28 protein-coding genes are annotated in these 24,156 nt (G+C 71.4%); 17 read left to right on the top strand and 11 right to left on the bottom strand.

Translation table 11 applies throughout. The annotated features are described in order from the left end of the window. Nucleotides 1-67: 67 nt before the first annotated feature. Nucleotides 68-271, bottom strand: coding sequence for a hypothetical protein (locus tag C2142_RS32030; protein ID WP_206671062.1), 204 nt, complete (start codon nt 269-271; stop codon nt 68-70). A gap of 419 nt (nt 272-690) precedes the next feature. Between C2142_RS32030 and C2142_RS32025 the strand changes: the two genes are divergently transcribed. Beyond that, entirely contained in the window at nt 691-1,125 is a 435-nt protein-coding gene (locus C2142_RS32025) for a VOC family protein (protein ID WP_148646313.1), read from the top strand. A gap of 179 nt (nt 1,126-1,304) precedes the next feature. Here the strand turns inward: C2142_RS32025 and C2142_RS32020 are convergent, their stop codons facing one another. After that, nucleotides 1,305-2,159 carry an alpha/beta hydrolase gene (locus C2142_RS32020; RefSeq protein ID WP_148646312.1) on the bottom strand — a complete coding sequence of 285 codons (855 nt, stop codon included), beginning with the start codon at nt 2,157-2,159 and terminating at the stop codon, nt 1,305-1,307. Between the two features lie 77 nt (nt 2,160-2,236). Between C2142_RS32020 and C2142_RS32015 the strand changes: the two genes are divergently transcribed. The 5 genes from C2142_RS32015 to C2142_RS32000 all read left to right on the top strand — a co-directional run bounded on the left by C2142_RS32015 (nt 2,237) and on the right by C2142_RS32000 (nt 5,463). After that, the gene (locus tag C2142_RS32015) at nt 2,237-3,202 is read left to right on the top strand and encodes a DUF5937 family protein (protein ID WP_148646311.1); all 966 of its coding nucleotides are present in this window, start codon (nt 2,237-2,239) and stop codon (nt 3,200-3,202) included. 354 nt (nt 3,203-3,556) lie between these two features. Then, nucleotides 3,557-3,724, top strand: coding sequence for a hypothetical protein (locus tag C2142_RS32010; RefSeq protein WP_153882837.1), 168 nt, complete (start codon nt 3,557-3,559; stop codon nt 3,722-3,724). Between the two features lie 48 nt (nt 3,725-3,772). After that, nucleotides 3,773-4,312 (top strand): GNAT family N-acetyltransferase, encoded by a 540-nt coding sequence (locus C2142_RS32005; RefSeq protein WP_148646310.1) that lies wholly within the window; start codon nt 3,773-3,775, stop codon nt 4,310-4,312. A 75-nt stretch (nt 4,313-4,387) separates the two neighbouring features. Next, nucleotides 4,388-4,522 (top strand): hypothetical protein, encoded by a 135-nt coding sequence (locus C2142_RS41760; protein ID WP_277347285.1) that lies wholly within the window; start codon nt 4,388-4,390, stop codon nt 4,520-4,522. 170 nt (nt 4,523-4,692) lie between these two features. Then, entirely contained in the window at nt 4,693-5,463 is a 771-nt protein-coding gene (locus C2142_RS32000; RefSeq protein ID WP_148646309.1) for a GNAT family N-acetyltransferase, read from the top strand. A gap of 111 nt (nt 5,464-5,574) precedes the next feature. On the opposite strand, the gene C2142_RS31995 is transcribed toward C2142_RS32000, so the two are convergent. Together C2142_RS31995 and C2142_RS31990 are read right to left on the bottom strand one after the other, a co-directional pair. Next, complete coding sequence (locus C2142_RS31995) at nt 5,575-6,045, bottom strand: hypothetical protein (protein ID WP_241002902.1); 471 nt, start codon at nt 6,043-6,045, stop codon at nt 5,575-5,577. Nucleotides 6,046-6,266: 221 nt separating this feature from the next. Beyond that, on the bottom strand, nt 6,267-7,013 hold the full coding sequence (locus C2142_RS31990; protein WP_148646308.1) for an alpha/beta hydrolase: 747 nt from the start codon (nt 7,011-7,013) through the stop codon (nt 6,267-6,269). Nucleotides 7,014-7,334: 321 nt separating this feature from the next. Here C2142_RS31990 and C2142_RS31985 point away from each other — a divergent pair, with 321 nt between their 5' ends. Further along, nucleotides 7,335-7,844: a hypothetical protein gene (locus C2142_RS31985; protein ID WP_148646307.1), complete on the top strand. Its 510-nt coding sequence runs from the start codon at nt 7,335-7,337 to the stop codon at nt 7,842-7,844. Between the two features lie 691 nt (nt 7,845-8,535). Here the strand turns inward: C2142_RS31985 and C2142_RS31980 are convergent. Both C2142_RS31980 and C2142_RS31975 read right to left on the bottom strand, forming a co-directional pair. Continuing rightward, on the bottom strand, nt 8,536-9,258 hold the full coding sequence (locus C2142_RS31980) for a VOC family protein (RefSeq protein WP_206671061.1): 723 nt from the start codon (nt 9,256-9,258) through the stop codon (nt 8,536-8,538). Between the two features lie 84 nt (nt 9,259-9,342). Then, nucleotides 9,343-9,651: a YdhR family protein gene (locus C2142_RS31975; protein ID WP_148646306.1), complete on the bottom strand. Its 309-nt coding sequence runs from the start codon at nt 9,649-9,651 to the stop codon at nt 9,343-9,345. Nucleotides 9,652-9,754: 103 nt separating this feature from the next. Here C2142_RS31975 and C2142_RS31970 point away from each other — a divergent pair, with 103 nt between their 5' ends. After that, a complete protein-coding gene (locus C2142_RS31970) occupies nt 9,755-10,327 on the top strand; it encodes a TetR/AcrR family transcriptional regulator (protein ID WP_148646305.1) in 573 nt (190 codons plus the stop codon). Nucleotides 10,328-11,392: 1,065 nt separating this feature from the next. Continuing rightward, entirely contained in the window at nt 11,393-11,914 is a 522-nt protein-coding gene (locus tag C2142_RS31965; RefSeq protein ID WP_148646303.1) for a hypothetical protein, read from the top strand. A gap of 127 nt (nt 11,915-12,041) precedes the next feature. Here the strand turns inward: C2142_RS31965 and C2142_RS31960 are convergent, their stop codons facing one another. Then, nucleotides 12,042-12,254: a DUF397 domain-containing protein gene (locus C2142_RS31960; RefSeq protein WP_148646302.1), complete on the bottom strand. Its 213-nt coding sequence runs from the start codon at nt 12,252-12,254 to the stop codon at nt 12,042-12,044. Then, nucleotides 12,251-13,027 carry a helix-turn-helix transcriptional regulator gene (locus C2142_RS31955; protein ID WP_148646301.1) on the bottom strand — a complete coding sequence of 259 codons (777 nt, stop codon included), beginning with the start codon at nt 13,025-13,027 and terminating at the stop codon, nt 12,251-12,253. The genes C2142_RS31960 and C2142_RS31955 overlap by 4 nt, the downstream gene beginning before the upstream one ends. An 83-nt stretch (nt 13,028-13,110) precedes the next feature. On the opposite strand from C2142_RS31955, the gene C2142_RS31950 reads away from it, so the two are divergent. The 7 genes from C2142_RS31950 (at nt 13,111) to C2142_RS31920 (ending at nt 19,092) form a co-directional block, all read left to right on the top strand. Next, nucleotides 13,111-14,124, top strand: a complete 1,014-nt coding sequence (locus C2142_RS31950) for an IS110 family transposase (protein WP_148646300.1) — start codon at nt 13,111-13,113, stop codon at nt 14,122-14,124. A 623-nt stretch (nt 14,125-14,747) separates the two neighbouring features. Next, nucleotides 14,748-14,951, top strand: a complete 204-nt coding sequence (locus C2142_RS31945; protein ID WP_148646299.1) for a hypothetical protein — start codon at nt 14,748-14,750, stop codon at nt 14,949-14,951. Beyond that, nucleotides 14,951-15,199 (top strand): hypothetical protein, encoded by a 249-nt coding sequence (locus C2142_RS31940; protein ID WP_148646298.1) that lies wholly within the window; start codon nt 14,951-14,953, stop codon nt 15,197-15,199. The genes C2142_RS31945 and C2142_RS31940 overlap by 1 nt, the downstream gene beginning before the upstream one ends. Nucleotides 15,200-15,360: 161 nt before the next feature. Beyond that, nucleotides 15,361-15,849, top strand: coding sequence for an NUDIX domain-containing protein (locus C2142_RS31935; protein WP_148646297.1), 489 nt, complete (start codon nt 15,361-15,363; stop codon nt 15,847-15,849). A gap of 47 nt (nt 15,850-15,896) precedes the next feature. Further along, on the top strand, nt 15,897-16,526 hold the full coding sequence (locus C2142_RS31930) for a DUF899 family protein (protein ID WP_148646296.1): 630 nt from the start codon (nt 15,897-15,899) through the stop codon (nt 16,524-16,526). 571 nt (nt 16,527-17,097) lie between these two features. After that, nucleotides 17,098-17,967: a nuclease gene (locus C2142_RS31925; RefSeq protein WP_148646295.1), complete on the top strand. Its 870-nt coding sequence runs from the start codon at nt 17,098-17,100 to the stop codon at nt 17,965-17,967. A gap of 252 nt (nt 17,968-18,219) precedes the next feature. Continuing rightward, nucleotides 18,220-19,092 carry a hypothetical protein gene (locus C2142_RS31920; RefSeq protein WP_148646294.1) on the top strand — a complete coding sequence of 291 codons (873 nt, stop codon included), beginning with the start codon at nt 18,220-18,222 and terminating at the stop codon, nt 19,090-19,092. Nucleotides 19,093-19,170: 78 nt separating this feature from the next. Here the strand turns inward: C2142_RS31920 and C2142_RS31915 are convergent, their stop codons facing one another. Further along, nucleotides 19,171-20,544, bottom strand: coding sequence for an FAD-dependent oxidoreductase (locus C2142_RS31915; protein ID WP_148646293.1), 1,374 nt, complete (start codon nt 20,542-20,544; stop codon nt 19,171-19,173). A gap of 342 nt (nt 20,545-20,886) precedes the next feature. Then, the gene (locus C2142_RS31910; protein WP_148646292.1) at nt 20,887-21,828 is read right to left on the bottom strand and encodes an oxidoreductase; all 942 of its coding nucleotides are present in this window, start codon (nt 21,826-21,828) and stop codon (nt 20,887-20,889) included. A gap of 104 nt (nt 21,829-21,932) precedes the next feature. On the opposite strand from C2142_RS31910, the gene C2142_RS31905 reads away from it, so the two are divergent. Next, complete coding sequence (locus tag C2142_RS31905) at nt 21,933-22,601, top strand: TetR family transcriptional regulator (protein ID WP_148646671.1); 669 nt, start codon at nt 21,933-21,935, stop codon at nt 22,599-22,601. A 101-nt stretch (nt 22,602-22,702) separates the two neighbouring features. Here the strand turns inward: C2142_RS31905 and C2142_RS31900 are convergent, their stop codons facing one another. Beyond that, the gene (locus C2142_RS31900) at nt 22,703-24,064 is read right to left on the bottom strand and encodes a carotenoid oxygenase family protein (RefSeq protein WP_148646291.1); all 1,362 of its coding nucleotides are present in this window, start codon (nt 24,062-24,064) and stop codon (nt 22,703-22,705) included. Nucleotides 24,065-24,156 lie beyond the last annotated feature (92 nt).

Below are 24,156 nucleotides of genomic sequence, written 5' to 3'. Positions count from 1 at the left end.
CCGGGGCGGCCGGGATGACCGGGACGACCGGGGCGACACCGGGGTGCTGGCGCCGTCCGGGGCATCCTCACCGCGAGCGCGGTCGCAACCTCGCGAGAATCCGTGGGGCTTCGTCGCGGACGTCGGCGTCTTCGTCTGCCGCCAGCTCGTGCACCTGCCTGATCAGCCGGTCCGCGCCCTCGGTCGTCATCCAGTCGGGGTCGCAGTCCAGGGCGGCTTGGATCTCGTCTGCGGTCCAGGTCTCGGCGGCCTGGCTCCTGGCCAGCAGCACGCAGCGGAGGCCGACGGTGTCCTTGCGTGCCAGCAGGGCCTCGGCGGTCTCCTGGGTGACCGCCGTGTCCTGAGCGTCCAGGAGCAGACGGTGGATGACATCCGCGACTTCGTCGATCCTGTCCGATGCCGCGAGCTCTCGCCCGGCCGCCGCGCGATCCGACCAGGCCGGAGAGGCGCATTCCGGATCGCTGCGCTCAGTTCTTGCTTGCCGGAGGAAGCCATGCCCTCAGCTTGCCAGGGTGCACGGCGTTCTCCGCTTCCCGCCCGGGACCCGAGTGCATCCGTTGCAGTCACCGACATCCCTTCACCCCCTGCGCCCGCCACGGCACAGCAGCGGTCCGCAAGGACGTTCCGTCCGTCAACATGTGTGCCCCTAAAGAGAATTGAGCAGAAAAGACCTCCTGCTACGGTGGGCCGATGTCAGCGATCAAGAAGTTCCAGGTCACCTTCGACTGCGCAGAGCCTCAGCGCGTCGCTCGTTTCTGGTGCGAGGTGTTGGGGTACGTCGTACCGCCACCACCAGAGGGGTTTGCCACATGGGACGACTACGACCGCTCGCTGCCACCTGAGGATCGGATTCAATACTTCGCATGCAGTGATCCCTCGGGCGTGGGCCCGCGACTGCTCTTCCAGCGCGTTCCCGAGGGCAAGGTCGTCAAGAATCGGCTGCACCTTGACGTACGGGTCGGCACCGGACTCGTGGGTGAAGAGCGCCTGGCCGCGCTTGAGGCCGAATGCGAACGACTGGTCGCGCTCGGCGCGGTACGCGTGCGACTGATGCTTGCCGATGAGCAGAACGAGTCGTGCCTGATGATGCAGGACATCGAGGGCAACGAGTTCTGTCTCGACTGAGCTTCCCCCGAGAGGGTGAGACGGAGAGCGGCGGCCAGGAAGGTGGCCACCGTGGCCAGGCTCCAGCCGTGAAGGGGCAGGCCGTGTTCGGCAGGTCTGGACTCCAGGCCTGGACTTGGCGGTCTTCTCGATCCCGCGGCGCTCGGACAGGGGAGCAGCACGCTGCTCGGAGCGGGCTGTCAGCTGACCCTGGAGACGAAGCCCTCTACCGTCGCCGTGAACGCCTGTGGGTCGTCCAGCCACGGGTAGTGGCCGGCACCCGGCTGGACGGCGAGCGTCACCTCGGGGAAGAGCGACGCGGCATCGGCGGCGGACTTGGCGGTGGGCCACAGGTCCACCTCGCCCGCGAGGAGCAGCACCGGGCAGGGCAGAGCGCCCAGGCGGCGCCGGAGTTCCTCGGTGTCGGGCGTGTAGTCCTTGTAGTAGTGCTCACTGACGGGGAGCGCACGCTGGGCGGGGTCGGCGGCGGCGTGGGCGCGGGCGGCGTGGTCCCAGCGGCCGTACATCAGCGGCTCGAAGGCGAATCGGTACGGCGCGGCCTCGGCGAAGGTGTTCGCAGTCTTCATGTGCCGGTGCGCCGCCACGGCCTCCGCGTGCCAGGGCTCGGCCGCGCGGGCGGTGATCACCTCCTCCACGCCGGTGTCGGAGGGCAGTCCGGCGGCGGCGAATGACGGGGTGACCAGGGTCAGGCTGGTGAGCCGGTCGGGGTGGGCGGCGGCGTAGAGCATGGCCAGGCTGCCGCCGGCGGAGTGGCCGAGCAGGTCCACGCGCTCCAGGCCGAGGTGGTGGCGCAGCGCCTCGACGTCGGCGACCAGGCGGTCGACTCGGCAGGTGGCGAGGTCGGCGGGCATCGCCGAGCCACCGGTGCCGCGCGTGTCGGGCAGGATCAGGGTGCGGTGGGCGGACAGTCCGCCGAGGTCGCCGAGGTACTCGGCTGCGCGGCCGGGGCCGCCGGGGAGGCAGAGCAGCGGCGGGCCGTCGCCGAGCGTGCGGAAGGCGAGCGTGGTTCCGTCGTACGAGGTGAGGAATTCCATGGCGGACAGCCTGGGGGGTGGTGGTCGGGCCTGGCTATCGTTCAGCCACGGCTAAACGAACAGAGGACAGGGCGGACATGGCGGTGGAGATCCGGCTCTCGGCGGCCGAGGTGGCGCGGGTGCGGCTCGCGGTGTCGCCGCTCGCCGAGACGGTGCTCGGGGTGCGGGCGGCGCTCGGTGTCGGCGGGCACGAGGTGCACCGGCCGTGGGTGCGCGAGGCGCAGCCGGTGCTGGCGGGGGAGCCGGAGTTGCCGTTGCTGCGGACGCTGCTCGAAGGCTGCCTGCCGTCGTTCCTCTTCCCGGTGTCGGGGGAGCGCCTGCCGGCGTTCGAGGCCGAGTTGGCGGGCTTGCGGGCGACGGACCCGGCGTACGTTGCGGCGGAGTGCGCTGCCGCGCTGGGTGCCCAGGCCGGGAATCTGCCGGGGCCGGCGGTCCTGCTGGAACGGGTCGCCGATGCGCTGACGCGCTGCCACGCTCGGCTGGTGGCCCCGCACTGGGGGCGGATGCGGGCCGTGCTGGAGGCGGACCTGGGCCGGCGGGCGGTGGCGCTGGTGGACGGCGGGGTGGAGGGGCTCTTCGCCCAGTTGCACGGTGATGTGGTCTGGCGGGAGGGCGAGTTGGTGGTGCACGGGCGCCGCAGTTCGGGTGCGGTATGGACAGTCGAGGCGGGCGGGCACGGGCTGGTGCTGATGCCGTCCGTCTTCGGCTGGCCGGATGTGATCGTCGACTACTCCCCGCGCACCGCTGCCTCCATCCGCTACCCGGCGTCCGGCGTCGGGCTGCTCTGGGAACAGCCCCGCCCGACGTCCGCCGGCCTCACCGCCGTCCTCGGCCGCACCCGCGCCGCACTCCTCGCAGAGCTCGGCGAACCGCTGAGCACCCCCGACCTTGCCGCCCGCCTGGGTGTCACCGCCAGTGCCGTCTCCCAGCACCTCGGCGCTCTGCGCGGTGCGGGGCTGGTGACGACCCGCCGCACGGGCCGTACGGCCGTACACCTGCGCACCCGGACAGGCACGGCGCTCACGGCCGAAGCATCGGGCTGACCCAGGCCGGGCAGCGCTCCCGCCCCTTCCTCACCGACCACCGGGCCTGACCTGCCGGTGCAGTCAGCGGACTTGGACCAGAACCCGATCTCGTGAACAGAGCCAGTTCGCGCTGGTGAACGTCACTCGGCGATCCTCGCCGCGTCCACCCCCCAGCACGGGCCCGGCACAGGGCGAACGCTGCTTGATGCGCCGGCCATCACCCAGGGCGGTCCTGCTCGGCGATCGCCCGGCGGGGGTAACACCTCACTGGTTGATTCCGACGGCGTTCTGTGTACCGGGTGTTGACCGGTTGTCTACAGGCAGCGGGCCTACTGAGAGTCAGTGCTCCGTTCGCGGTCGAGGAGGATCATCGTGCTCACACGGGTAGTTCGGGTGGTGGTCGGTGGTGTGGTGGCGGCTCTGGTGCTCGCCGTCGCCGGTGCGCCGGCCCACGCGGGTTCGGCCCCGCGCGTCGCGGTGGAGGCCGCCAACCTGGCGGTCCCCGAAGGCTGCAGCGGCAGTCCCTCGGGCTGTACGTGACAGGCCGCAGTAGCAGGTCCGGGATCCGGCGTGCGAGGGGAGGGGCGGATGACCGATCTCGTGACGCGTCGGCTTCGGCTACGGCGGTTCAGCCGTGAGGACGCGCCGGTTCTGGCTCGCTACCGCTCTGACCCCGGCGTCGCCCGCTACCAGAGCTGGCGCTCGCCGATCGATCGAGCGGAGGCAGAGGCGATCGTTGCCGGCTATCTCACGGAGACTCCCGACGGGCCCGGCTTCTTCCAGTACGCGATCGAGCGGTCGCAGCGGCCCGGCTTGATCGGTGATCTCGCTGTCGCGATCGAGGCCGGCGGGGGTCAGGCAACGGTGGGCGTCACGCTTGCGCCGGACGTGCATCATCGCGGCTACGCGACCGAAGCGATGACCGCTGTGGCGGACCGCCTCTTCGCCGCGGGCGTGCAACGGATCACGGCCAGCTGCGACGCCCGCAACACGGCGTCCGCGAGGCTCCTTCGACGAGTGGGCTTCGAACAGCAGGGCCGGGAGAACCAGTACGTGGAGCAGCGTGGCATCCACGCCGACTTTCTGCTGTTCAGGATGTCGGGTGAGCAGCTGCGCCGCCCCTCGTGAACCTGCCGGGAACCCAACCGGGTTCCATCGGCGATCACCAAGCGCTTTCATGCGCAATCACAACAGGAGGACACCATGGTGGATCCAGGCCGCGTCGGGAGCCGTGTCGCGCCGGTCGACGAGACCGAGGACGGCATCGACCCGGTGGACACACCGAGCCGGCCGGACGAGTCGGACGAGCCGGGCGACTCGGAGGAGTCCGAGGCGTAGCCCTCGGATCGTCGGCAGCGCTCTCCCGTCGACGGCGGCCTTCCCGGTGGTGTCTCGCCGCCGGGAAGGCCGCTGCCCTTCCGCAAGGGGCTCGCCAGGGCCCACGACCTCGGGCAGGTTCGGTGGATCGTGCGACCTCGGTGGTTGAAGCTCACGTTAGGGTGGGGCTCATGCCGGACTCCGGATTGCAGCGGATCGGAGCCTTCCTCGCCGGGTTCGCCCGTCGGCAGGCCGGGCGCACCACCGAACTCCCGTGCGGGTTCGCGGTGTACGACGACCGGTTCGCCGAGTCGTGGTCGCACAACCAGGTCGTCGTCGACCGCGGCGGTGTCGACCCGGCCGCACTGCCCGCTCTGGTGGACGAGGCCATGGGGGACCGGTCGTACCGTCTCGTCTCGGTCCTTGACGGGGACTTCGGGGACATGTGCACCGGGCCGTTCCAGCGCGCCGGGTACCGGCACCACACCTACCTGGTGATGCTTCACACCGGTCCGGCGCCCGCCGCCGGCGGACGCCCGGCCGAGGACGTCGATCTGGAGGCGATCCGGGAACCGCTCACGGCGCGCTGGCGCTCCTGGCTGCCGGAGGCCTCCGACGAGGTGATCACCATGCTGGTCGACCGCCGCGAGACGCGCCGGCGCGGGGCCGAGGTCGTGCAGTTCCTGGGGTCCAGGGCGGAGAACGGCGAGGTGGCCGCCTGGGCCGACCTCTATCTCGAACCCGGGCTCGGCATCGCCCAGATCGAGGACGTGATGACCTCCGAGGCCCACCTGCGGCGCGGACACGCCGACGCGGTCCTGGGCACCGCCCTGCGCCGGGCGGCCGCCGCAGGCTGCGGCAGCCGCTTCCTGACCGCCGATGCCGACGACTGGCCGCGCCGCTGGTACGAGCGACGCGGCTTCACCGTCATCGGCCGCACCCACGGTTTCGAGCGCACCTGACCGGAGCGGGCGACCCGTCGTCGCGGCGCTGGCCCCCTCCAGCGGAAGCAGGTCATCCCACGTCGGTGCGGGCCGGCTTGGGTCCCTCCGCTGTTTCCTCCACCGGTTCCCTCACCCCCACTCCGACCTTTCGGCCAGGCGGCGGTACCACCAGAACTGCGTCCGCCACTGGCGTCGGTGTGTGAACGGGTCCGGCAGGGTGCGGCGCAGGAACACCGCGTCCAGAGGCTTCACGAGGCGGCCGAGCTCAGCGCGGGCCCGTGCCGGCAGTCGCTCCAGGACTTCCTCCAGAACGTCGCGTGCGTACCTGACATCGTCGAAGGCGCACCCGGGGCACGGGCACGCCGCCTCCTGCGGGTACAGCGGGCGCGTGCCGAGCGGGTGCAGGAAGTCGCGGTACCGCCGTAATGCGTGCTCGGTGGCGCCCGGGCGGATGTAGAAACTGCCGCTCAGGAACTCGACCCGGCGCACGGCCAGACTCGCTCCGGCGGAGAGTCCGTGGATCCGGAACGGCGGGGCCGGCCCCCAGATGCGGGAGACCTGTTGTCCAGCGCGCAGGGCGCGCGGCCGTCTACGCGGCATCGGCCTTTCGGTACGTGATCACGGGCGCCATGGTGCCAGGAACGGCCGTCCCTCCGCACCCGGATTTCCGTCTGCTTTTCGCAACTGCCCACGCACGCCGGTCAGACCGTCACGCCGGCCCGGGGCGCGCCTGCCGCGCCTCCCGGGTGTGCGCCGGCCGTGCTGCCCGGGGGTGCGCCGGCCGGGGGGAACCCGGCCGGCGCGTCGCGATCGACGGGGTGTCAGCCCAGGTGCCGGGTGAAGAACCGCACCGAGCTGTCCAGTTCGAACAGCGGGACGTCCCCGTGCCGGCCGGGGTTGGCGTGGAGCGTCTTCTCGGCCGAGGCGAAGAGGTCGAACAGTGTGAGGGCCTCCGCCCGCGGGACCCGCTCGTCGTCCCACTGCACCAGGAACTCCACCGGGACGGTGATCCGCGCGGCCGCCTCGGTGGAGGTTTGCCGATCCCCGTTCAGACCCAGGACCGCAGCGCGGACCCGGGGCTCGGCGGCGACGAACGGAACGCCGAGCCCGCAGCCCAGCGACAGCCCCCAGTAGCCGACCGGGCCGGCGCCGACGTGATCGAGATCCTGGAGCGCGTCCAGCACCGCGCGCCACTCCGGGACGCTCTGGCCGGCGATGAGGGCATGGACATCGGCGAGCACCGGGGTCACGTCACCGCCGTTCTGCATGCGGGCCCTCATCTCGGTGATGAGCAGGTCGAGTTCCTCGCTCCTCGGACGGTCGCCGTGGCCGGGCGCATCGACGGCCGCCACCGCGAAACCGCATTCGGCCGCGAACCGGCGGGCACGCGCCACGATGCCGGGGGCCGCCTTGTGCTGACCGCCGCCGTGTCCCATCAGGATCAGCGGGCGTGCGCCGACGGCGGTGTCCGGCGTCCACAGCACGCCGGGGATCGCACCGAAGGTGAAGGGGAGGGCGAAGAGCTGTTCGGTGACGCCGTCGGACGACGTCTGGGAGGTGAAGCGCATCTGCGTTTCAAGCCTTTCGGGATGCCTTTGCGGGCGCTCCCTGGACCACGCGCGAGAGGGAGCCCCGACCTGTCACAGCGTTGATCGGTCTCACCTCCTCGGTTCGCGGCAGCATGGTGCGCCGCAGAACGTATCACGAGCCGCTTCACGTCGGCGCGGGCATTTCCGCCGCTGCGAGCCTCCCTCCGGGGGCGAACATCCGCCGGGAGCGGGGCTGCACCCACCGGGGACGGGGCGCGAGCCGGGACCTCCCCCGGCGGGGGGAGCGGTCCGAGCCGGCGGGAGGACGCGGCCGCGTCGTGCACGGGCGAGGCTGGGGGCATGTCCTCTCCCGCGAACACCGTTGCTCCGGCGCCTCGTTGGGCCGTCCGCGCCGCACATGCCGCCGCCCTCACCACCGTTCCCTCGGGGCTCTGGCGGATCGCGTTGGGTCTCGGCCTTCCGGTGGGCTACAGCGACGAGGTGCTTCGCGAGAACTTCGACATCCCCGGCTGGGGCGTGGTCTACGTGATCGGGCTCAGCGTGGTCTCCGAGGCCTTCGCCCTGCTGACGCTCGGTCTGGTCCGGCCCTGGGGTGAGGTGGTGCCGCGCTGGATCCCGGTCATCGGAGGCCGGCGCGTCCATCCGCTGGCCGCGGTGGTCCCCGCCGCCCTCGGCGCGGCGGCCCTGGTCTGCATCTGGAGCGGCTTCGTGTTCTGGTGGAGCGTCGAGGAGACCCCGGCGATGCAAGGGCCGTGGCACACCATCGTCGGCACCCTCTACCAGCCGCTCGTCCTCTGGGGTCCGCTGCTCGCCGCCGTGACCGTGTCGTACTACCGCCGCCACCGCTGAGCGGGGAAGCGAGGAGGGGAGCCCTTCGTGGTTCCCGGAGCGCGCCCGGCACAGGAAGTCGGACCCGCCGACTTCCTGTGCGCCACCCGGCCGGTCGGGGTTGAGTCCGGGCCGAGTCCGGGGTCGGCGATCGGCTGTGGGGCCGCCGCCAGATCTACGGTGTCCGAAAAGTAATGTGATGGATCATCAGAACAGTACGTGCGACGGCCCTGGGGCCGACTGAGAGCGTCCCGAATCCGGAGCACCGGCGCTCGTGCCTGACCCGGCTCACCCCGAAAGGGGAAGCCACCATCAGGGGCATCCAGGAAGCCGAGGAAGCCGAACTGCGGCGCCGGCTGTCCGATCTCACCGCCGGTGACGTCACGACGGCTCTGCACGTACCCCGTCGCCTTGGCGAGGAGTTCAAGGACCTCGCACAGGCCCCGCCACACCCCACGGATCGAGGAGACGACCCACGATGACGCATGCATGGACACACGCCGTCACCGCCGCCACCGTACCCGTCGAGGCGGGCGAGCTCTTCTACGAGTCGGCCGGCGAAGGACCCCCCGTCGTTCTGCTCCACGGCGGCATGCTCGACCTGCACATGTGGGACGAGCAGTTCTCGTGGCTCGCGGGCCTGGGGTACCGCGTCATCCGCTATCAACTTGGTGCGCGATTGCCTGGGCAACGCGTTCGGACGGAGTCGGAGCTATCGGGTGCGCTGGGTGAGGCCGAACAGAGCGCCGGTGGGATCGCGCAGGACCACGTCTCCGTTGGAGTCCTGGCGGACTTCGGTCGCACCGAGCTGTCGGGCCTGCCTGGCGTCGGCATCGGGTCTGTTGCTGGCGAAACTGACCAGCCAGAGTGATCGTTGCGCCGTTGGTTTCCCTGGCGGCGGGTTGGTGGCGGCGGTGGAGTTGTCCGGCAACCGGAACTCGGTGTGCTCGGGGTTGGAGCTCCAGTGCAGGGCTGGTCGGTAGAAGGCGGCAGCCTGCTCGGGGTGGTCGGTGAGAAGGCTGATGCCGGCGAAGGTGCCCGGTTCGTGGGCCAGCTGCATGCCGGTGTGGGTGCCGGGCTGCCAGAGTGACAGTGGTGCGCCGACGGGGTCGAGGGCGACGGCGGCGTGGCCGAGTGCCCCGACCCGGGTGGGTGCCACGATGATCTGGGCGCCCAAGCTCGTGAAGCGGGTGGCGGTGGTTTGGATGTCCGACACGGTGACGTTGATCGTCCAGTAGGGTGCGCCGGGGTCGTCGGCCGGACCCAAGGCGGCGGCAAGATGCCCGCGCAGTGTGCAGAGCCGGTAGCCGTTGGGGTCCGGTGGGGCGACGGTCCAACCGAACAGCGCGGTGTAGAACGCCGTCGTCGTCTCCATGTCGGGGGTGCCGAGGTCGATCCAGCTCACGGTGTTCTCGGGGTGCCGCGTGATGTCCATCGAGATGCCTCTCCCTTGGGGCCGCCTCGCCCCGGCAGTAGGGCGAGGCGGTGTTCAGAGCTGACCCGGCGGCGATCTGCGGTGTCAGGTGTAGTACGGCGAGTTCAGGTCGAGGCTGGCGTCTTTGACGATGTCGCCGTCGAACAGTCGTGTCGTTGCCGGGGCTCCGGCACGGCGGGCTTCTTCGGCGAAGGGGCCCTGTGCGAAGGCCAGGGCGTTCTCGGCGCTGTCGAACTCGTAGAAGCCACCGACGGTGTGCGTCCCGATGCCGGACAGCCACGTCTTGCGGATCAGGCCCGGCGCGGTCTTCAGTGCCGCGTTGATCTGGTGCCAGTCGAACTGATCGAACGGCACTGCCGCCTGGATCTCGGTGTAGAGAAACGTCTTGCCCATCACGAACCTCCGGTTTCGGGGGCTGTCCAGCCCACGCTACTAGTACGTGCGTCCTAGTGGGTGAGCATGAACTAGGATGGACGTACTAGTCAAGGGGGTCGCGATGGCCACGGACACGAAGTCCCGCATGATCAGCGCAGCAATCGGACTGCTGCGACGCCACGGCTTGGCCGCGATGACCTTCAATGACGTCCTGGCCGAGAGCGGGGCCGCGCGCGGGGCGATCTATCACCATTTCCCGGGCGGCAAACAGCAACTCGCGCTCGAAGCCGCTCGCCGCAACGCGGAGGACGTCCGCGGTCACCTGCACGAACTGCCGGCCCGCACACCACGCGAAGTCGTGGAGGCGTTCTTTGGCAACGTCCGCCCCGTGGTGCAGGCGTCCGCCGACGGCGGCGGCTGCGCAGTCGCGGCGGTCACCATCGACGGCGGTGCGGCCATCGCCGACCAGAGCAGCCTGCGCACTGTCGCGGCCGAAGGATTCGCCGGCTGGGTCGGCGAGCTCACCGGAAAGCTCACCCACGCCGGAATGAGTCCATCCCAGGCCGCCGATCTGGCCACCCTCATGATCGTCACACTCGAAGGCGCCCACATCCTCTGTCGCGCAGCGGGCAGCATCGCGCCTTTCGACAGCGCCGCCGCGGCCCTGCTCTCCGCTCTCCCGAGCTCCGGATGACCCGGTGTCAGAATCCGGCGACGTGGCGCGCTGTAACGACCATGCTTCTGTCATGGCGTCAACAGGGCTGTGCGGGTCGGGTGTTGTTGTGACGGAATACCTTGGCCGCACGGGCTTGTCCCATCGTATTTTCACCGGCCTCATCTGCGACCTGTTCGAGTAGTACCCCCAGGTCAGGGCCAAGGTCGACGCGGGCTATCGCGGACTTGCCAAGCAGTTCCCCGACCAGGTCCAAGCCCCGCCGCTCAAACCGAAGAAGGGCGCCCCGCCCGAAGACATCGCCGCCTGGGACGCGGCCCGCCACCAGCAGTCCTCGGAGCGCATCTGCGTCGAGCACGCCAACGCTGAACACAAGCAGTGGCGAACCCTCCACCGTTACCTCGGACGCCGCGAGTACTTCGACGAGACCTACGCGGCAGTCGCCGCCCTGGTCTCCGACCGCTCCGCCGAGGGGTGAGCACCAATCAGACAACCCGCCAGGCCAACCCGCCCAGACCTCATTCGTACACAAGGCCGTATGACGCCCGTGGCCACGGGCGTTCCTCCACCGTGGCTCGGGACTGCGCCAACCATGACGATTCGCCGGCCGAAGTGCTCAGCCACAGCGCGTGCGCGCGTGCAGCTCTCGCGCCCGGGGAGTTTCGGCATCGATCGACTGATTTGTGATCACGGTTCGGCGACCTTCCGCCCGCCGAGGTTTAAATCACCCGCCCTGGCGTTCGAGCAGCGGTAGGTTGCCGAGGCAAACACCTTGATCGTCACGGGGGATCCACCATTTCCACTCAGTCTGCCGAGCTGCCACACGGCGCCGAGCCCACCGCGCCCACCGCGCCCACCGCGCCCATCGGGCTCACCAAGCCCACCGCGCCCACCGAGCCCGCCTCCGACGCCACGGCCTCGGGCCTGCCCGTCTACGGCGAGGGACAACTCGGCTGCCAGTACTGCGGCTCCGTCCCGGCCGTGGATGCGACCTTCCGCGGGCACCAGGGCTTTATTGTGATCATGAGGTACCTGAAGCGCCGGGGACCGTACTGCCGCAGCTGCGGCATCGCCGCGCATCGGGACATGACCTCCGACAGCCTCTGGCAGGGCTGGTGGGGCATCCCCTCGATGATCGTCAACCCGATCGTCATGCTGATCAACGTCCCGCAGCGCCTGAAGATCAACAAGCTGCCGGAGCCGCTGCCCGGGGCGCCCCGCCCGCCGGCGAACCCGGGCAAGCCGGTGTACCTGCGACCCACGATCCTCGGTGTGCTCATCCCGGCGATCCTGATCTCGCTGATCGTCCTCGTGGAGAAGGGCGACCCCGAGTTCGCCAAGGCCGGCGACTGCATCCACAACAAGAACTCGATCGTCCTGCCCGGTGCCATCGACAGCAACCCCGATGTCGAAGTGGTCCCTTGCTCCGACGCGAGGGCCGAGGCCCGTGTCGTGGGCCGCGAGGACGACACCAACGACGGCGAGGGCGTGTGCCGGAGGTCCTTCCCCGACGCCGACGGCTACTTCACCTACAAGCGGGGCAGCGACAAGTACACCCTCTGCCTGCAGAGCCTGAAGCAGAAGCCGGGCAAGATCTTCCTCCCGTAGCGGGACACCCGGGACGGCCTGTTCCTCCGGTTCTGCACTCGCGGGTTTCGACCGCCGGTGGGGAGGAGAACGAGAAGGCCCCGCAGCCCCTGGGGAGGGGCGGCGGGGCCTGTGGGGTGCCGGTTGCTCAGGTGGCGTCGAACTCGCCGGCGCGGACGGCGGTGACGAAGGACTGCCAGGCGGCGGAGGGGAAGACGAGGGCGGGCCCGTTGGGGTCCTTGGAGTCTCGGACGGGCATGACGCCCGGGTGTCCGGGGGAGACCTCGATGCACTGGCCGCCGTCGGAGCTGTGGGAGGACTTGATCCAGCGGGCCGAGGACAGGTCAAGGCTGGAGCTCATGGTGCCAGTTCCTTCCGGATTCTGCTGATCAGGGCCAGGGATTCCGCCTGGGATGGCGTGTCCACCTGAAGCCGATCGTATCTCCTGCGCCAGATCGCGACAGTCGCTCTGTCCCTCTCAAGAAATCCGCGGTGCAGCGTTTCCGTGTAGCCGAGTTGGCCGTGGTCGCTGAGGGTCAGCAGGGTGACGGCCGATCGGAACGAGCGGAGGCCTCCCATGCTGAACGGGACGATCTGGAGCAGGATGTGCGGCTCATTCGCCAGCTCGGCGAGGCGATCAAGTTGTTCGGCCATGACGGCCGGGCCGCCGAGCTGCCACCGCAGGGCGCTCTCGTCGAGGGCGGCGTAGATAAGGGGTGGAGGGGTACGGGTCAACAGCTTCTGCCTGGCCAGGCGGAAGCTGAGGCGCTCGTCCGCCTGGTCGGCCGTGACCTCGCCCCGTCCCACCGCCCCGGCAAGTTCGGCCTCGGCGTAGGCCCGGGTCTGGAACAGGCCGGGGATGAGGCCGATTTCGAACAGCCTTATCTCGGCGGCCTGCGCTTCGTGCCGCGTGAACTCCGTGAACCCCTCGGCCAGGCCGGCCGAGTTGGAAGCCTGCTGCCACATGAGAGCCAGGGTGCCCTGCGTGTTGAGGGCCACGTCTGCCGCACGGGCGAGGCGCAGCGAGGGCTGCTTCGTGGCAAGTTCGGCGAAGGAGATCGTCGAGTAGTGGAACCCGGTCAGCTCCGCCAACTGGGCCTGCGTGAGGCCCGCTGCCTCGCGTGACCTGACCATATGAGGGCCGGGCCCCCTTCCCTGCTCATCCGGGCGATGCCTATCGTCCGGGTAGGTACACGGGCTCGGGAAGGAGGCCCTCAATGTCTGTCTACGTTGGTATCGACGTGCACCGCAAGAGGTCCCAGATCGCCGTGATCGACGAGGGCGGCGCGGTGCGGGTCAACCGCAACGTCCCCAACGGCGTGGAGACGGTCCTGGGGGTGATCGGGGACCTGCCGGTCGGCACCCCGGTCGCGTTCGAGGCCGCCTACGGCTGGGGCTGGCTGGTCGAACTGCTGGAGGACTACGGCTACGAGCCCCACCTGGTCCACCCGCTGCGGTGCAAAGCGATCGCCTCGGCCAGGCTGAAGAACGACAAGGTCGACGCCGCGATCCTGGGACAGCTGCTGCGTGCCGATCTCCTGCCGGAGGCGTGGATCGCCCCGCTGGACGTGCGCCAGCAGCGGGCCCTGCTCCGCCACCGCTTCCAGCTGGTGCGGTTGCGCACGCTCCTGCGCAACCGGGTCCACGCGGTCCTGGCCGACCTGGGCCAGGACCGGTCCGGCGGCTGTTTCACCGGTCCCGGCCGGGACTGGCTCGCGTCATTGGAGCTGCCGGACGCCTCCCGCCGCGTGGTGGACGACCTGTTGCAGCTCATGGACGCGCTGCAGGTGCCGATCGACGCCCTGGACAAGCAGCTCGCCGCGCATGCCCGGGGCGACCCGCGGGTGAAGGGCCTCATGGAGCTGCCCGGTGTCGGAGTGCTCACCGCGCTGGTGATCCTCGCCGAGGTCGGTGACGTCACCCGGTTCCCCTCCGCGCGCAAGCTCGCCGCCTGGGCCGGCCTGACCCCCACCGTCCGGGCCTCGGACCTCACCGTCCACCAGGGGCACATCTCCAAGCAGGGCGATGCGTGGCTGCGCTGGATCCTGTGCGAGGCCGCCCAGACCGCCAAGCGCAGCCCCGCCTTCGCCGACACCTACCAAGCCATCGCTGCCCGACGCGGCAAGAAGATCGCCACCACTGCCATCGCCCGCAAACTCCTCACCCGCGCCTACCACCTCCTGCGCGACCTCGACGCCGAGCAGGACCAGCGCAAGCGACCACGGCGATGACACCGCCGCCGCGCGGATCGCCCACAGACCCCCGGGTGCGCTCGCAACTACGCATGAGACGGCTCCGCCGCGCTCGATGACCTGACTGAGCAGCCCGGTCCCCGGACCACGGTCATGGCGCCGGCCCACCCCGGCCAGACGCCGGATGGGTGCATGTGACACCACACGCAGACCACCTGCCCGGGGCGCCAACGATCCGCCTCCCAAATGAACTTCACGCTTCCTCAGCCGTCCATCGTCCGCCACCGCGCATCGGTGTCCAGCTCGTTCGTCCTCGCCCGCTCGTCCCTCACCGGGCTCCGGGCGCTCCAACTGGACTCCTCCCACACGGCGGCGGAAACAGCGACTACGAGGAAGCCCCGAAGACCACGCAGCCCCGGCACCAACAGGACAAAACCCGAGGCCAGGCACCTACGCGCGCTTGACAGGCCCGGCCCTCATGGGTGCGGAGTTGCACGCCGAAGGGGGCCCAGCGTCCTGCTGAAGGATCAAGTTCCTTGCGGTTCACCATGCTTGCTCCAACTTGGCCAGCCGGAAAGTCAAGACCAACTTCGCTTCCGATGCTACCTGAGATCAGGTCAGGATGGACACAGACCGTGAAACTCCAACTGCGGAGAGTGCCCATGCATGCCACTCGTACCCAACCCACCACCAAACTCCACGGCTACGGCGTGCGTTGGGATCCGGCGGCCCGGGCCTACCGGGTGCGGAACGAGATGACGGGGGAGTGGCTTCTCGACTCCTCCGGCCGGCTTGCCGGTTTCTCCTCCTTCTCCGCCGCCGAGGCGGCCTACCGTGCCTTCGAGCCCCGCCGGCGGGCCGTCTGATGGGGCCCATCCTCAACCGCGCGACCGCCGAGCAGCGGCGGGAGGCGGCCCTCGCCGTCGAGGAGCTGATCGCCGTCCTCGCGCTCGCCGATGCCAAGCTCCCCTCCGTCGAAGTCGACTGGGAGTACGGCCGGTTGACCGGCGCCTACCTGATCAACCTCGGTTCCGCCCGCACCGCCCAGATCCTCCGGATCACCGATCTCCTCCGGCAGGGCCTGCGTCACGAGCGGGGGGCCGGCACTGAGTGACGTCGCGCTGGTTGGCCGCTTCCTCTGGTGGCTGCTGTTCGCCGCCACCGTTCTCGCCGGCCTTCGCCTCCACCTTCGCCTCCGCCTCCGCCTACACATCCGCCTTCGCCATCACCCCTCACGCTCCCGCCGCTGCACCGCCCCGGAAAGCGAGCACGACCTTGCGCCCCACGCGTTACCCCCGGCTCCTCGCGAAGCTCCCCGCCTGCCGCCTCGGGGCCCTCGTCCTCCTCCGCAGCCAGGCCGGCCACGTCCTCCTCGTCGACCCGGACCACCTGGACGGCCTCCTCCTCCCCGGCGGCCCGGCCCTCCCCAACGAGCCGCCGCATCTCGCCGCCGCCCGTCACCTGCACGCCCAGACCGGTCTGCTCCGCCGCGTGACCCAGCTCCTCGCGGTCGACTTCACCCCCGCCGACCGCTACCTCGAACGCCTCAACCTGGTCTTCGACGGCGGCGTCGTCACCGACCGCGAGGAGCAGCGCGTCACCGTCCCTCCCCGATGCCGCTCCGGTCTCCACGGCGCCCGGTTCGCCGACCTCGCGCACCTCTCCGCCCTCATGAGCCCCGCGCAGAACGCCCGCGTCCAGCAGGCCCTCGCCAATCTCGGGCGCGCCCTTCCGCTCCTCGTCCACGGCCAGCGGGCGGCCTGACGGCTCGTCGGCGGCCGATTGTCGGTCCCTCGCGTCACAATCCCCGCATGGAGAAACCCGCGATCGTTTCGGCCGAGGAGTGGCAGCTCGCGCGCGAGGAACTGCTCAAGGCCGAGAAGGAACTGACGCGCGCTCAGGACGCGCTCGCGGCACGCCGTCGCCGTCTGCCGATGGTGAAGTTCGCCAACGACTACGCCTTCGACTCCCCGGCGGGGACGAAGACCCTGCTCGACCTGTTCGAGGGCCGGAACCAGCTGGTCGTCTACCAGTTCATGGACCGGGGGCCGGGCCGGATCTGCCCGGGCTGCAAGGGCTTCACCGACAACATCCCCGTGGATGCCCTGGACGGGCTGGCGGAGCGCGGGGTCACCTGGGTGCACGTGTCGAACATGCCGCTCGCGCAGATCGAGGCGCACAGGGAGCGGGCGGGCTGGACGCTGCCGTTCGTCTCGTCGCACGGCACCTCGTTCGCCGAGGACACCGGCGCCGGCGGCGGCTTCCTGCTGAGCGTGTTCCTGTGCGACGGGGACGACGTCTACCGGACGTACAGCACGTACTCGCGCGGGGTGGACCGGCTGGTCTTCCGCAACAGCGTTCTCGACCTCACGCCCTACGGGCGCCAGGAGGACTGGGAGGACTCGCCGGCGGGCTGGCCGCAGCGGCCCACCTACGGGTAACCGGCTACGGGTAGCCGGCCTGGCCCCGGTGGGCGCCCCGGGGTGCGCGCACCTCGGGGCATCCCTGCGTGGGTGCATCGGAGAGCGGGTGAGTCGGACAGCGGGTGAAATCACGTGGGTGTATCACGTGGGTGTATCGCGTGGGGGCGAGCGCGCGCGGGTGAACGTCGCACCCGCCCCGGGACTCCCGTCCGGGCGCGGTTGCGACACCAAGAGCCGTGTACGAATATTCACGGCAGTGTGCACCGGTTGCGACGGCGTGACCACCGATCGTCCCGCGCCGGCTCGCGGCCGTCCGGCCCCTGCCGGAGCATGTGGTCAGCGTCCCGTCACCCGGGGCCCGGTTCGGCCGGGACCCCGCCCGGGCCGCCGGGAGCGTCCGCCCGCCCGACGTCCGCGATCCGAGGCGGACGCCGCCCGGGCCGTCACCCGAACGGATCCCGACCGCGGCCGGCCCCACGGGGCGTCCGCCCGGGAGCAGGGCTTCTCCGGCACGGCCACCACCGGGGCACGCACGCCACCCCAGCAGAGCAGCACCCCAGCAAGCAGCACAGAGCATCAGGGAGTCACCATGTCGATGCTGTTGATCAAGGGCTCGTTCCACATCTCCGCGCAGGCCAAGCCGGACGGCGACACGATCGGGTTCATCCCCGACTACGTGGGTGAGTGGAAGCTCGTCCACGGGAAGCCGCTCCGGCCCTCCGCCGACGGCCACGTCAACGTCCGGCTGGAGGCCATCGACGCCCTGGAGACCCACTACCCGGGCGCCAACCAGCACGACGAGCACCAGCCCCTGACGTACGCCGACGCCGCCGCGGACGAACTGCTCGACTGGCTCGGCTTCGTGGACATCCAGCGCCACAAGGACGAGACCGTCAGCGTCACGCCCGACCGGGTGGCCGGCTACATCCTCACCCGCGGCACCGACAGCCTCGGCCGCTGCGTGGCACTGGTGGGCCGGGGCCACGCGCCGGGGGCCAGCGGCTACGAGATCAACGTGGACGACAAGCTCCTGGCGAAGACCGCCAACTACCACCTGCTGTCGAAGGGGCTGGCCTACCCGACCTTCTACCAGGGATTCCCCCAGGACCTGCGCCGCGTCCTGACCAACCTCGTCCACCAGGTGCAGGCCGCTGCGCCCCCCGCCAACGGTCTCTGGTCGCAGGACGCGACGACCACGGGCGCGAAGATCGTCAACATGAAGTCGATCAACACGGACGTGGTGATCCTCCCCAAGCTCTTCCGGCGGCTCAAGGACTACCTGGACCTCGGCGGCGACTCGCTGGCCTGCTTCCCCTCGTTCCTGGCCGGGGCCAACGACGTCTTCACGCTCCCCGACGGCAAGCAGCTCCCCGGGCTGCACAGCATCCTGGAGATCACCAACGGGCAGACCCTGCGGCTCACCCACCCCGTGGAAGACCTGCTCTTCGAGGAGAAGTGAGCCGGGGGCGTCCGGCCATGACCGATGCCGGCCACGCCGCAGATGCCGGCCGGCGGCGGTCATCCAGGGCGGGGTGGAGTGGGAAGTCGACGCGGCCGACTTCCCACTTCGGGTGACGGGCTGAGGGGTGACGGGGTCGAGGGGAGACTCGGGCTGTCGTAGCCGGACCCTTCCCCCGGCCCCGCAGCGGTGTCAGTAGCCTGTGGCAGGGTGCCGGTCGGGATGCAGGCAGCGAGCGGAGCCAGTCGCAGTATGAAGATCAGAAAGATCGCCTCGGGGACCACCGAGATGCAGCTCACCTGCGAGGACTGGCAGCCCGAGTACGCCGAGCCGTTCCGCTCCGGTGGCTGCGACGGCCTGCTCGTCGGCTGCCATCGCCCGGGCTCCTCGTTGGACCTCTCCTTCGCCCCCGCCCTGCCGAACCTCCGCTCGCTCCGGCTCGGTCTGGGCGTCCGCGACCCGGGGCCGGTGTCCGCCTGTCACGGGCTCGCCGTCCTGCACCTCGGCAGTCGGCAGAAGGGGCGGGTCGACCTCTCCGGACTGGTGTCGCTCACGGAACTGGAGGCACCCGCAGGCATCGTCCTGGAGAGCGCGGCCGCTCTGCCCGCCCTCGAATCCCTCACCGCACTCGGCTGGCGCAACGGCGCGCTGGAACTCCTGGGCGCCCACCCGCGGCTGCGGTTCCTGCGGATCGAGTGCCTGCGCAATGGCGAGGTCGCCCTGACGGGTGCGGCGGGCCTGCCGGAGCTGCGGACCCTGTGGATCTACGACGGCCACCTGCGCGACACCGCCTGCCTTTCCGCCGCCGCCCGTCTGGAGGAGGTCCGGTTGATCGGCGCGAAGACCTCGTCCGTGGAGTTCGCGGCCCGGCTGCCCCACCTGACGCAGCTGATCCTGGAGAACTGCGGTCCCCTGGACTCGCTCGCCCCGCTCGCCGGCCACCCGTCCCTGACCGGGGTGGCGCTCACCGGAACCACCGTCGTCCGGGACGGTGACCTGCGGCCTTTCGCCGAAAACCCCCGCCTTCGGCACGTCGCACTCGAACACGGGGCCGTCCACTACAGCCATCGGCCCGCGGAGGTCCGGCGGGACGCCGGCGCCGACGGGCGGCGGCACCGGGTCTGATGCCGCCGTCCCGTGCTGCACCCGGTGCGGTGCCGGCCCGGGTTGCCGGCACCGGGCACCTGTGGGCCGGGCGCGTGCTCAGGCGGGGACGAGCGCGTCCCACTGGTCCCGGGTCGGGCCGTCGTGCGTCGGCGAGAACTCCGGGTGGGCGGCCAGCCAGGCGGCGAGGTGCCGGTCCACCTCGTCGGTGCCGTAGGCGTCCTCGGCGGGTTGCAGGAGATGGCGCACCTGGGCACGGGCCCTCATGACGACGGGGTCGTCGAAGGCGCAGGCGGCCAGGGCGGCAGCCCGCCGGTCCGGGGGCGGTGCGCTCTCGGTGAGGCGCTCCTCGTTGGCGCGGTCGGCCGTCACCTGTGCGTCGAACCACGGGCGGAGGGCCTGCGCCGTCCAGGCGTGGTAGCCGGCCGGGTCCGCGGCTATGTCGTCGGCATGGGCGGCGAGGTGCTGGGCGGCGCGCAGGCCGAGGGCCACGCCATGGCCCAGGGTGGGGTTGGTGTGGACGAGGCTGTCCCCGGCGTTGACCAGGCCGGTGACGACGGGTCCGTCGTCGTCGGTGAGGGAGGTCCAGCGGTTGTCCAGGCCGGCCATCGCGAGGACCGGCGACTGCGGCTCGGGGTCCAGGTCGAGCCAGGCGGCCGTGGCGGGGAAGCGGCGGGCGACGGCTTCGAACACGTCGGGGTCGGTGAGCGCGCCGCGGGTCGGATCGCCGGTGGAGAGCACCACGTTCACCGCGAAGGTGTCGTTGTCGGAGGGGAAGACGCCGGCGAGCGCGAACGGCGCGGCCGAGCCGGGCTTCACCCGCCCGGGGTCGCGGGGGCCGTCGGCACGCAGGCGGTACCAGCGGCACAGGTAGGCGATCCCGGCGCGGTGGCTCTCGACCACGGGCGGGCGGCAGCCGGCCGCGGTCAGCCAGGCGGGAACCGGTGAGCGCCGACCGGACGCGTCGACGACGAGGTCCGCCCGGTGCACTGCCGCGCCCACCCGCACACCGGTGACCCGGGGAGGGCGGCCCTCCTCGACGGTGAGGGCGTCCACCCGGCAGCCCCGCCGCACGTCAACGGTCCGTTCCTGCCGCACGGCCGCGGTCAGGGCGGCCTCCAGCACGATGCGGCGGGTGCGCAGGGTCACCAGGTCCTCGTCGCCGTCCCGGTGCGGCGGATGCTCACCGAACCAGTCGAAGTCGTGGTACTCCCGGGCTCCGCGGGCCAGCAGGTCCGCGTAGACGTCAGGGGTCTCGGCAAGCAGGACGGTGCGTACGGGCGCGAGGAACGAGTGGGGCTGGACGGCCTGCGGGACGCGGGGCCTGTTCCAGCGGAAGAAGTCCTGGTTCAGGTCCTCCCCGGCCGCCCGGGTGTCCTGCTCGAACAACGTGACCGTGTGGCCCCGTCTGCCGAGCATGAGCGCCGTCCCAAGCCCGCTGATACCGCCACCGATCACCGCAACCCGCGCCACTGAGCTCCCCTTCGCTTCGCGTCGTGTTGCGGAGCGAGCCTACTGCTTGGTGATCTTCGATCGGCAACCGGGTCCTTCCGGGTCCCGGTCGGAGCGCCGCACTGTCACACGCCGACCAGCGCCCCACCGACCCGCGGCGACCAGTGACGGGCCGTCACACGGCGCACCTTGTCACATGATCATTCCGCCCCGCTTGCCGCGCCGCCCCGGGCCGCGCCGCCCCGGGTCGCGCCGCTCCGGGCCGCCCGCTCCGAGGCGGCAGCTTGAACCGGCCGGCCCGGCCGACTTCCCACTCCACGCGCCCCACGGCGCCGCACCCACCACCGGGCGGGGGCGGTCCGGTCAGCCGACGGTGGTGTCCGGAAGGTCGTACGTGACCTCGGTCAGCTTCTCCGACAACTCCCAGAGCCGGCGGCCGGTCCCGGGGTCGGCGGCCGTGGGCGACAGCCGTACCCGGGTGGGGTTGCCGCGCAGCTCGCCCGCGCCGTCCGGGCCGATGAACTCCCCGCTTCGTGCGCCCGGTTCGGTGGCCGCGTAGAGCTGGGGCAGGGCGCCCCGGTCGGGGCTCTGGGCGAGCGGCCGGGCGAGGCGGCCGAAGAGCAGCTGGTAGAGGGCGGTCGGCCCGTCGGTCACGATGTTGGTGGCGGAGAAGCCGGGGTGGGCGAGCAGGCTGCGGACGGGGCTGCCGGCCCCGGAGAGCCGGAGGTGGAGCTGCCGGCCGAAGACCGCGTTGGCGAACTTGGACTGGTTGTAGAAGGCCATCGGCGCGTACCGGTGACGGCCGTCGAGGTCGTCGAAGTGGATCCGGCCCCGCCGGTGGTTGATCGAGGTGACCGTGACCACTCGGGGGTCGCGCCCCTCGGCGAGCAGGTCGAGCAGCAGGCCGGTGAGCGCGAAGTGGCCGAGGTGGTGGGCGGCGAACTGGAGCTCGTGGCCCTGGGCGCTCAAGGTCCGCGGCGGGGCCATCACGCCGGCGTTGTTGACCAGCACGTCCAGGCGGCCGTGGTCGGCCCGCAGGTCACGGGCGAAGGCGCGGACCGAGTCGAGGTCGGCGAGGTCGAGCGGGCGGACCTCCAGCCGGGCGTCCGGCTGTGCGGCGTGCAGCTCCGCGACCGCGCGGTGGCCCTTCCGTTCGTCGCGGACCGCCAGGACGACCTGTGCTCCCCGGCGGGCCAGAGCGCGGGTGGTGGCCAGGCCGAGGCCGCTGTTGGCCCCGGTGACGACGAAGATCCGGCCGGTCTGGTCCGGGATGTGCTCGGCGCTCCAGCTCTGATGCTCTGTCATGCGGCACATGCTGCCGAGCCTGTCACTTGGTGTCAAGGCGCCTCTGAGTGCCATGCGGGGCATCGCGATACCATGCCGGGGTGACCACCCGCCCCGAACTGACCATGGCCGAGCGCAAGCGCCGGCTCGTCGCCGCCGAGCTGGCCGAAGCCGCCCTCCAACTACTGGCGGACAAGGGGTTCGACGCCGTCACCATCGACGAGATCGCGGCCGCCGCCGGCGTCTCCAAACGGACGTTCTTCCGCTACTTCGCCTCCAAGGAGGACGTCGTCGTCCAGGTCCTGGCCGACCTGGGGCCCGGGATGTGCACGGAGCTGTCGGCCCGGCCCGCCGGGGAGCGGCCCGCGGCCGCGCTGCGGCACGCCGTCTGGATCTCCCTCGCCGCCTGCGCCGACCGCCCCGGCCAGGCGGGCCGGGCGGACCACGACGATCGCGCCCTGCGGGTGGTGCAGCTGATCCTGCGGACCCCGCCCCTTCTGGCCCGCTTCCTGGAACGCCAGGCGCAGTGGCGCGAGGAGCTGGCGGCGGAGCTGGCGGACCGTCTCGGGCTCGACCCGGCCACCGCGATGTACCCGCCGCTCGCCGCCGGGATGGCGTTGGCGGCCTTCGATGCGGTGCTCCGGAGGTGGAGCGCCAGCGACGGCGCCGAGGACCCGGCGGCCCTGCTGGACCGGGCCTTCGCCGTCCTCGCCCCGGCACTGGACGCCGTGGACGCCGTGGACGTCCTGGGCGCCGCGGACACCGTGAGTGCCGTGGGCGCTGCCCGCGCATGAGGGCGTCCGCCCCGGCGGGGAGAGCCGGGGCGGACGCGGACGGGGACGTCGTCGGGGTGGGGACGTCGTTGAGGGCGGGGACGTCGACGACGACGCGGGGGTCAGGCCAGGTCGGCGTCCGGGATCCAGGAGCCGTGGATCATGGCCGGCACCCGGCGCGGGAGGTGGACGGTGGCGACCGGCGGGAGGGAGAGGTCGGAGGCGTCCAGGACGAGCAGCCGGGAGGCGTCGGCGTTGAGGTCGCTGACGACGGTGAGCAGGTAGCCCGCGTCCTCGCCGCCGGCGCCCCCGGCCGGGACGAACACCGCCTCGCTCGGGAGCTGCCCGGTGCCGACCGGCAGCAACTGCCGTGCGCCCGTGCCGCGGTCGTACTTGACCAGGGAGTGGTTGCCGATGCCGCGGTCGTCGGGGAAGGACAGCGCGTACTGGTAGCGGTGCTCGCGCCCGAGGAACGCCTCGTTGATGGTCGGGAACTCGACGGTGAGGTCGTCGGTCTGCTCCTCCCGGACCGTGCCGGCCGCCAGGTCGACGGTCCAGCGGCGGCTGAGGGAACCGGAGGTGGGCTCGGCGCCGCGGTCCGGGGCGCCGACCCACCAGTTCCAGGAGCGCTGCCAGCCCTCCCGGCCCACCGCCGGGCCCTCGACGACGATCCGGCCGGCCGCGTCCTCGTAGGCGTTGGCGAGGTGCATCACGAAGCCCTGGCCGATCTCGAACCAACGGACCTTCGCCGCACCGCCGTTGCCGCGCGGCATGACGCCGATCCGCGAGACCTGGGCGTCGCTCCAGCCGTACGGGATGCCCGAGTGCTCGGACAGGTCGAGGGCGACCGAGCCCTCCAGGAAGACCACGTGGTGCTCGGTGATCGCGAAGTCGTGCTTGAGCGCCGCGCTCGCGCCCGGGACCTCCTGGCTGGTCAGCACCGTGCCGTCGGGGGAGGAGACGTGGTGGACCAGGTAGGGCGGGAAGGGCGAGGAGGCGAAGAAGTGCAGCTCGCCGGTGACCGGGTCCTCCTTGGGGTGGGCGGTCATGGCGGAGGTGAGCCGCCCGTTCCAGTCGAAGGCGCCGACCGTCTCCAGTTCGGGCGTCAGCTCGAACGGGAGCGCGGACTCGCAGAGCGCGAGCAGCCGGCCGCCGTGCTCGATGACGTGGGTGCCGGCGGTGGAGACGGTCAGGTCGGGGCCGTGCTCGGTCATGTACGGCGCACCGTCCAGGGCGGGGGTGTGCACCCAGCGGTTGCGGTACCACTCGGCGCGCCCGTCGCGCAGCCGGATGCCGTGCACCATGCCGCTGCCCTTGAACCAGTGGGTGGGGGTGATGCCGGGCTTGGGGTTGTGGCTGTTGCGGATCAGCCGGCCGGTCAGCTCGGGCGGCAGGTGGCCCTCGACGGTCAGGCCGGTGGCGGTGATCTCGTCGGCGACGGGGGTGTAGTGGCCGGTCAGGTAGGGCTTGGCGGCGGCGGTCATGGCGGACTCCTCGGGTTCTCGGTGTCGCGGCACCGGCGATGGCGGCGGGGCGTGTGGGTCGGGCGGGGATCAGGCGGGGGTCAAACGGGGGG

The sequence above is a fragment of the Streptomyces sp. CB01881 genome (assembly GCF_002953255.1).
Lineage (GTDB): Bacteria > Actinomycetota > Actinomycetes > Streptomycetales > Streptomycetaceae > Kitasatospora.
This window is presented reverse-complemented; position numbering and strand designations above follow the sequence as displayed.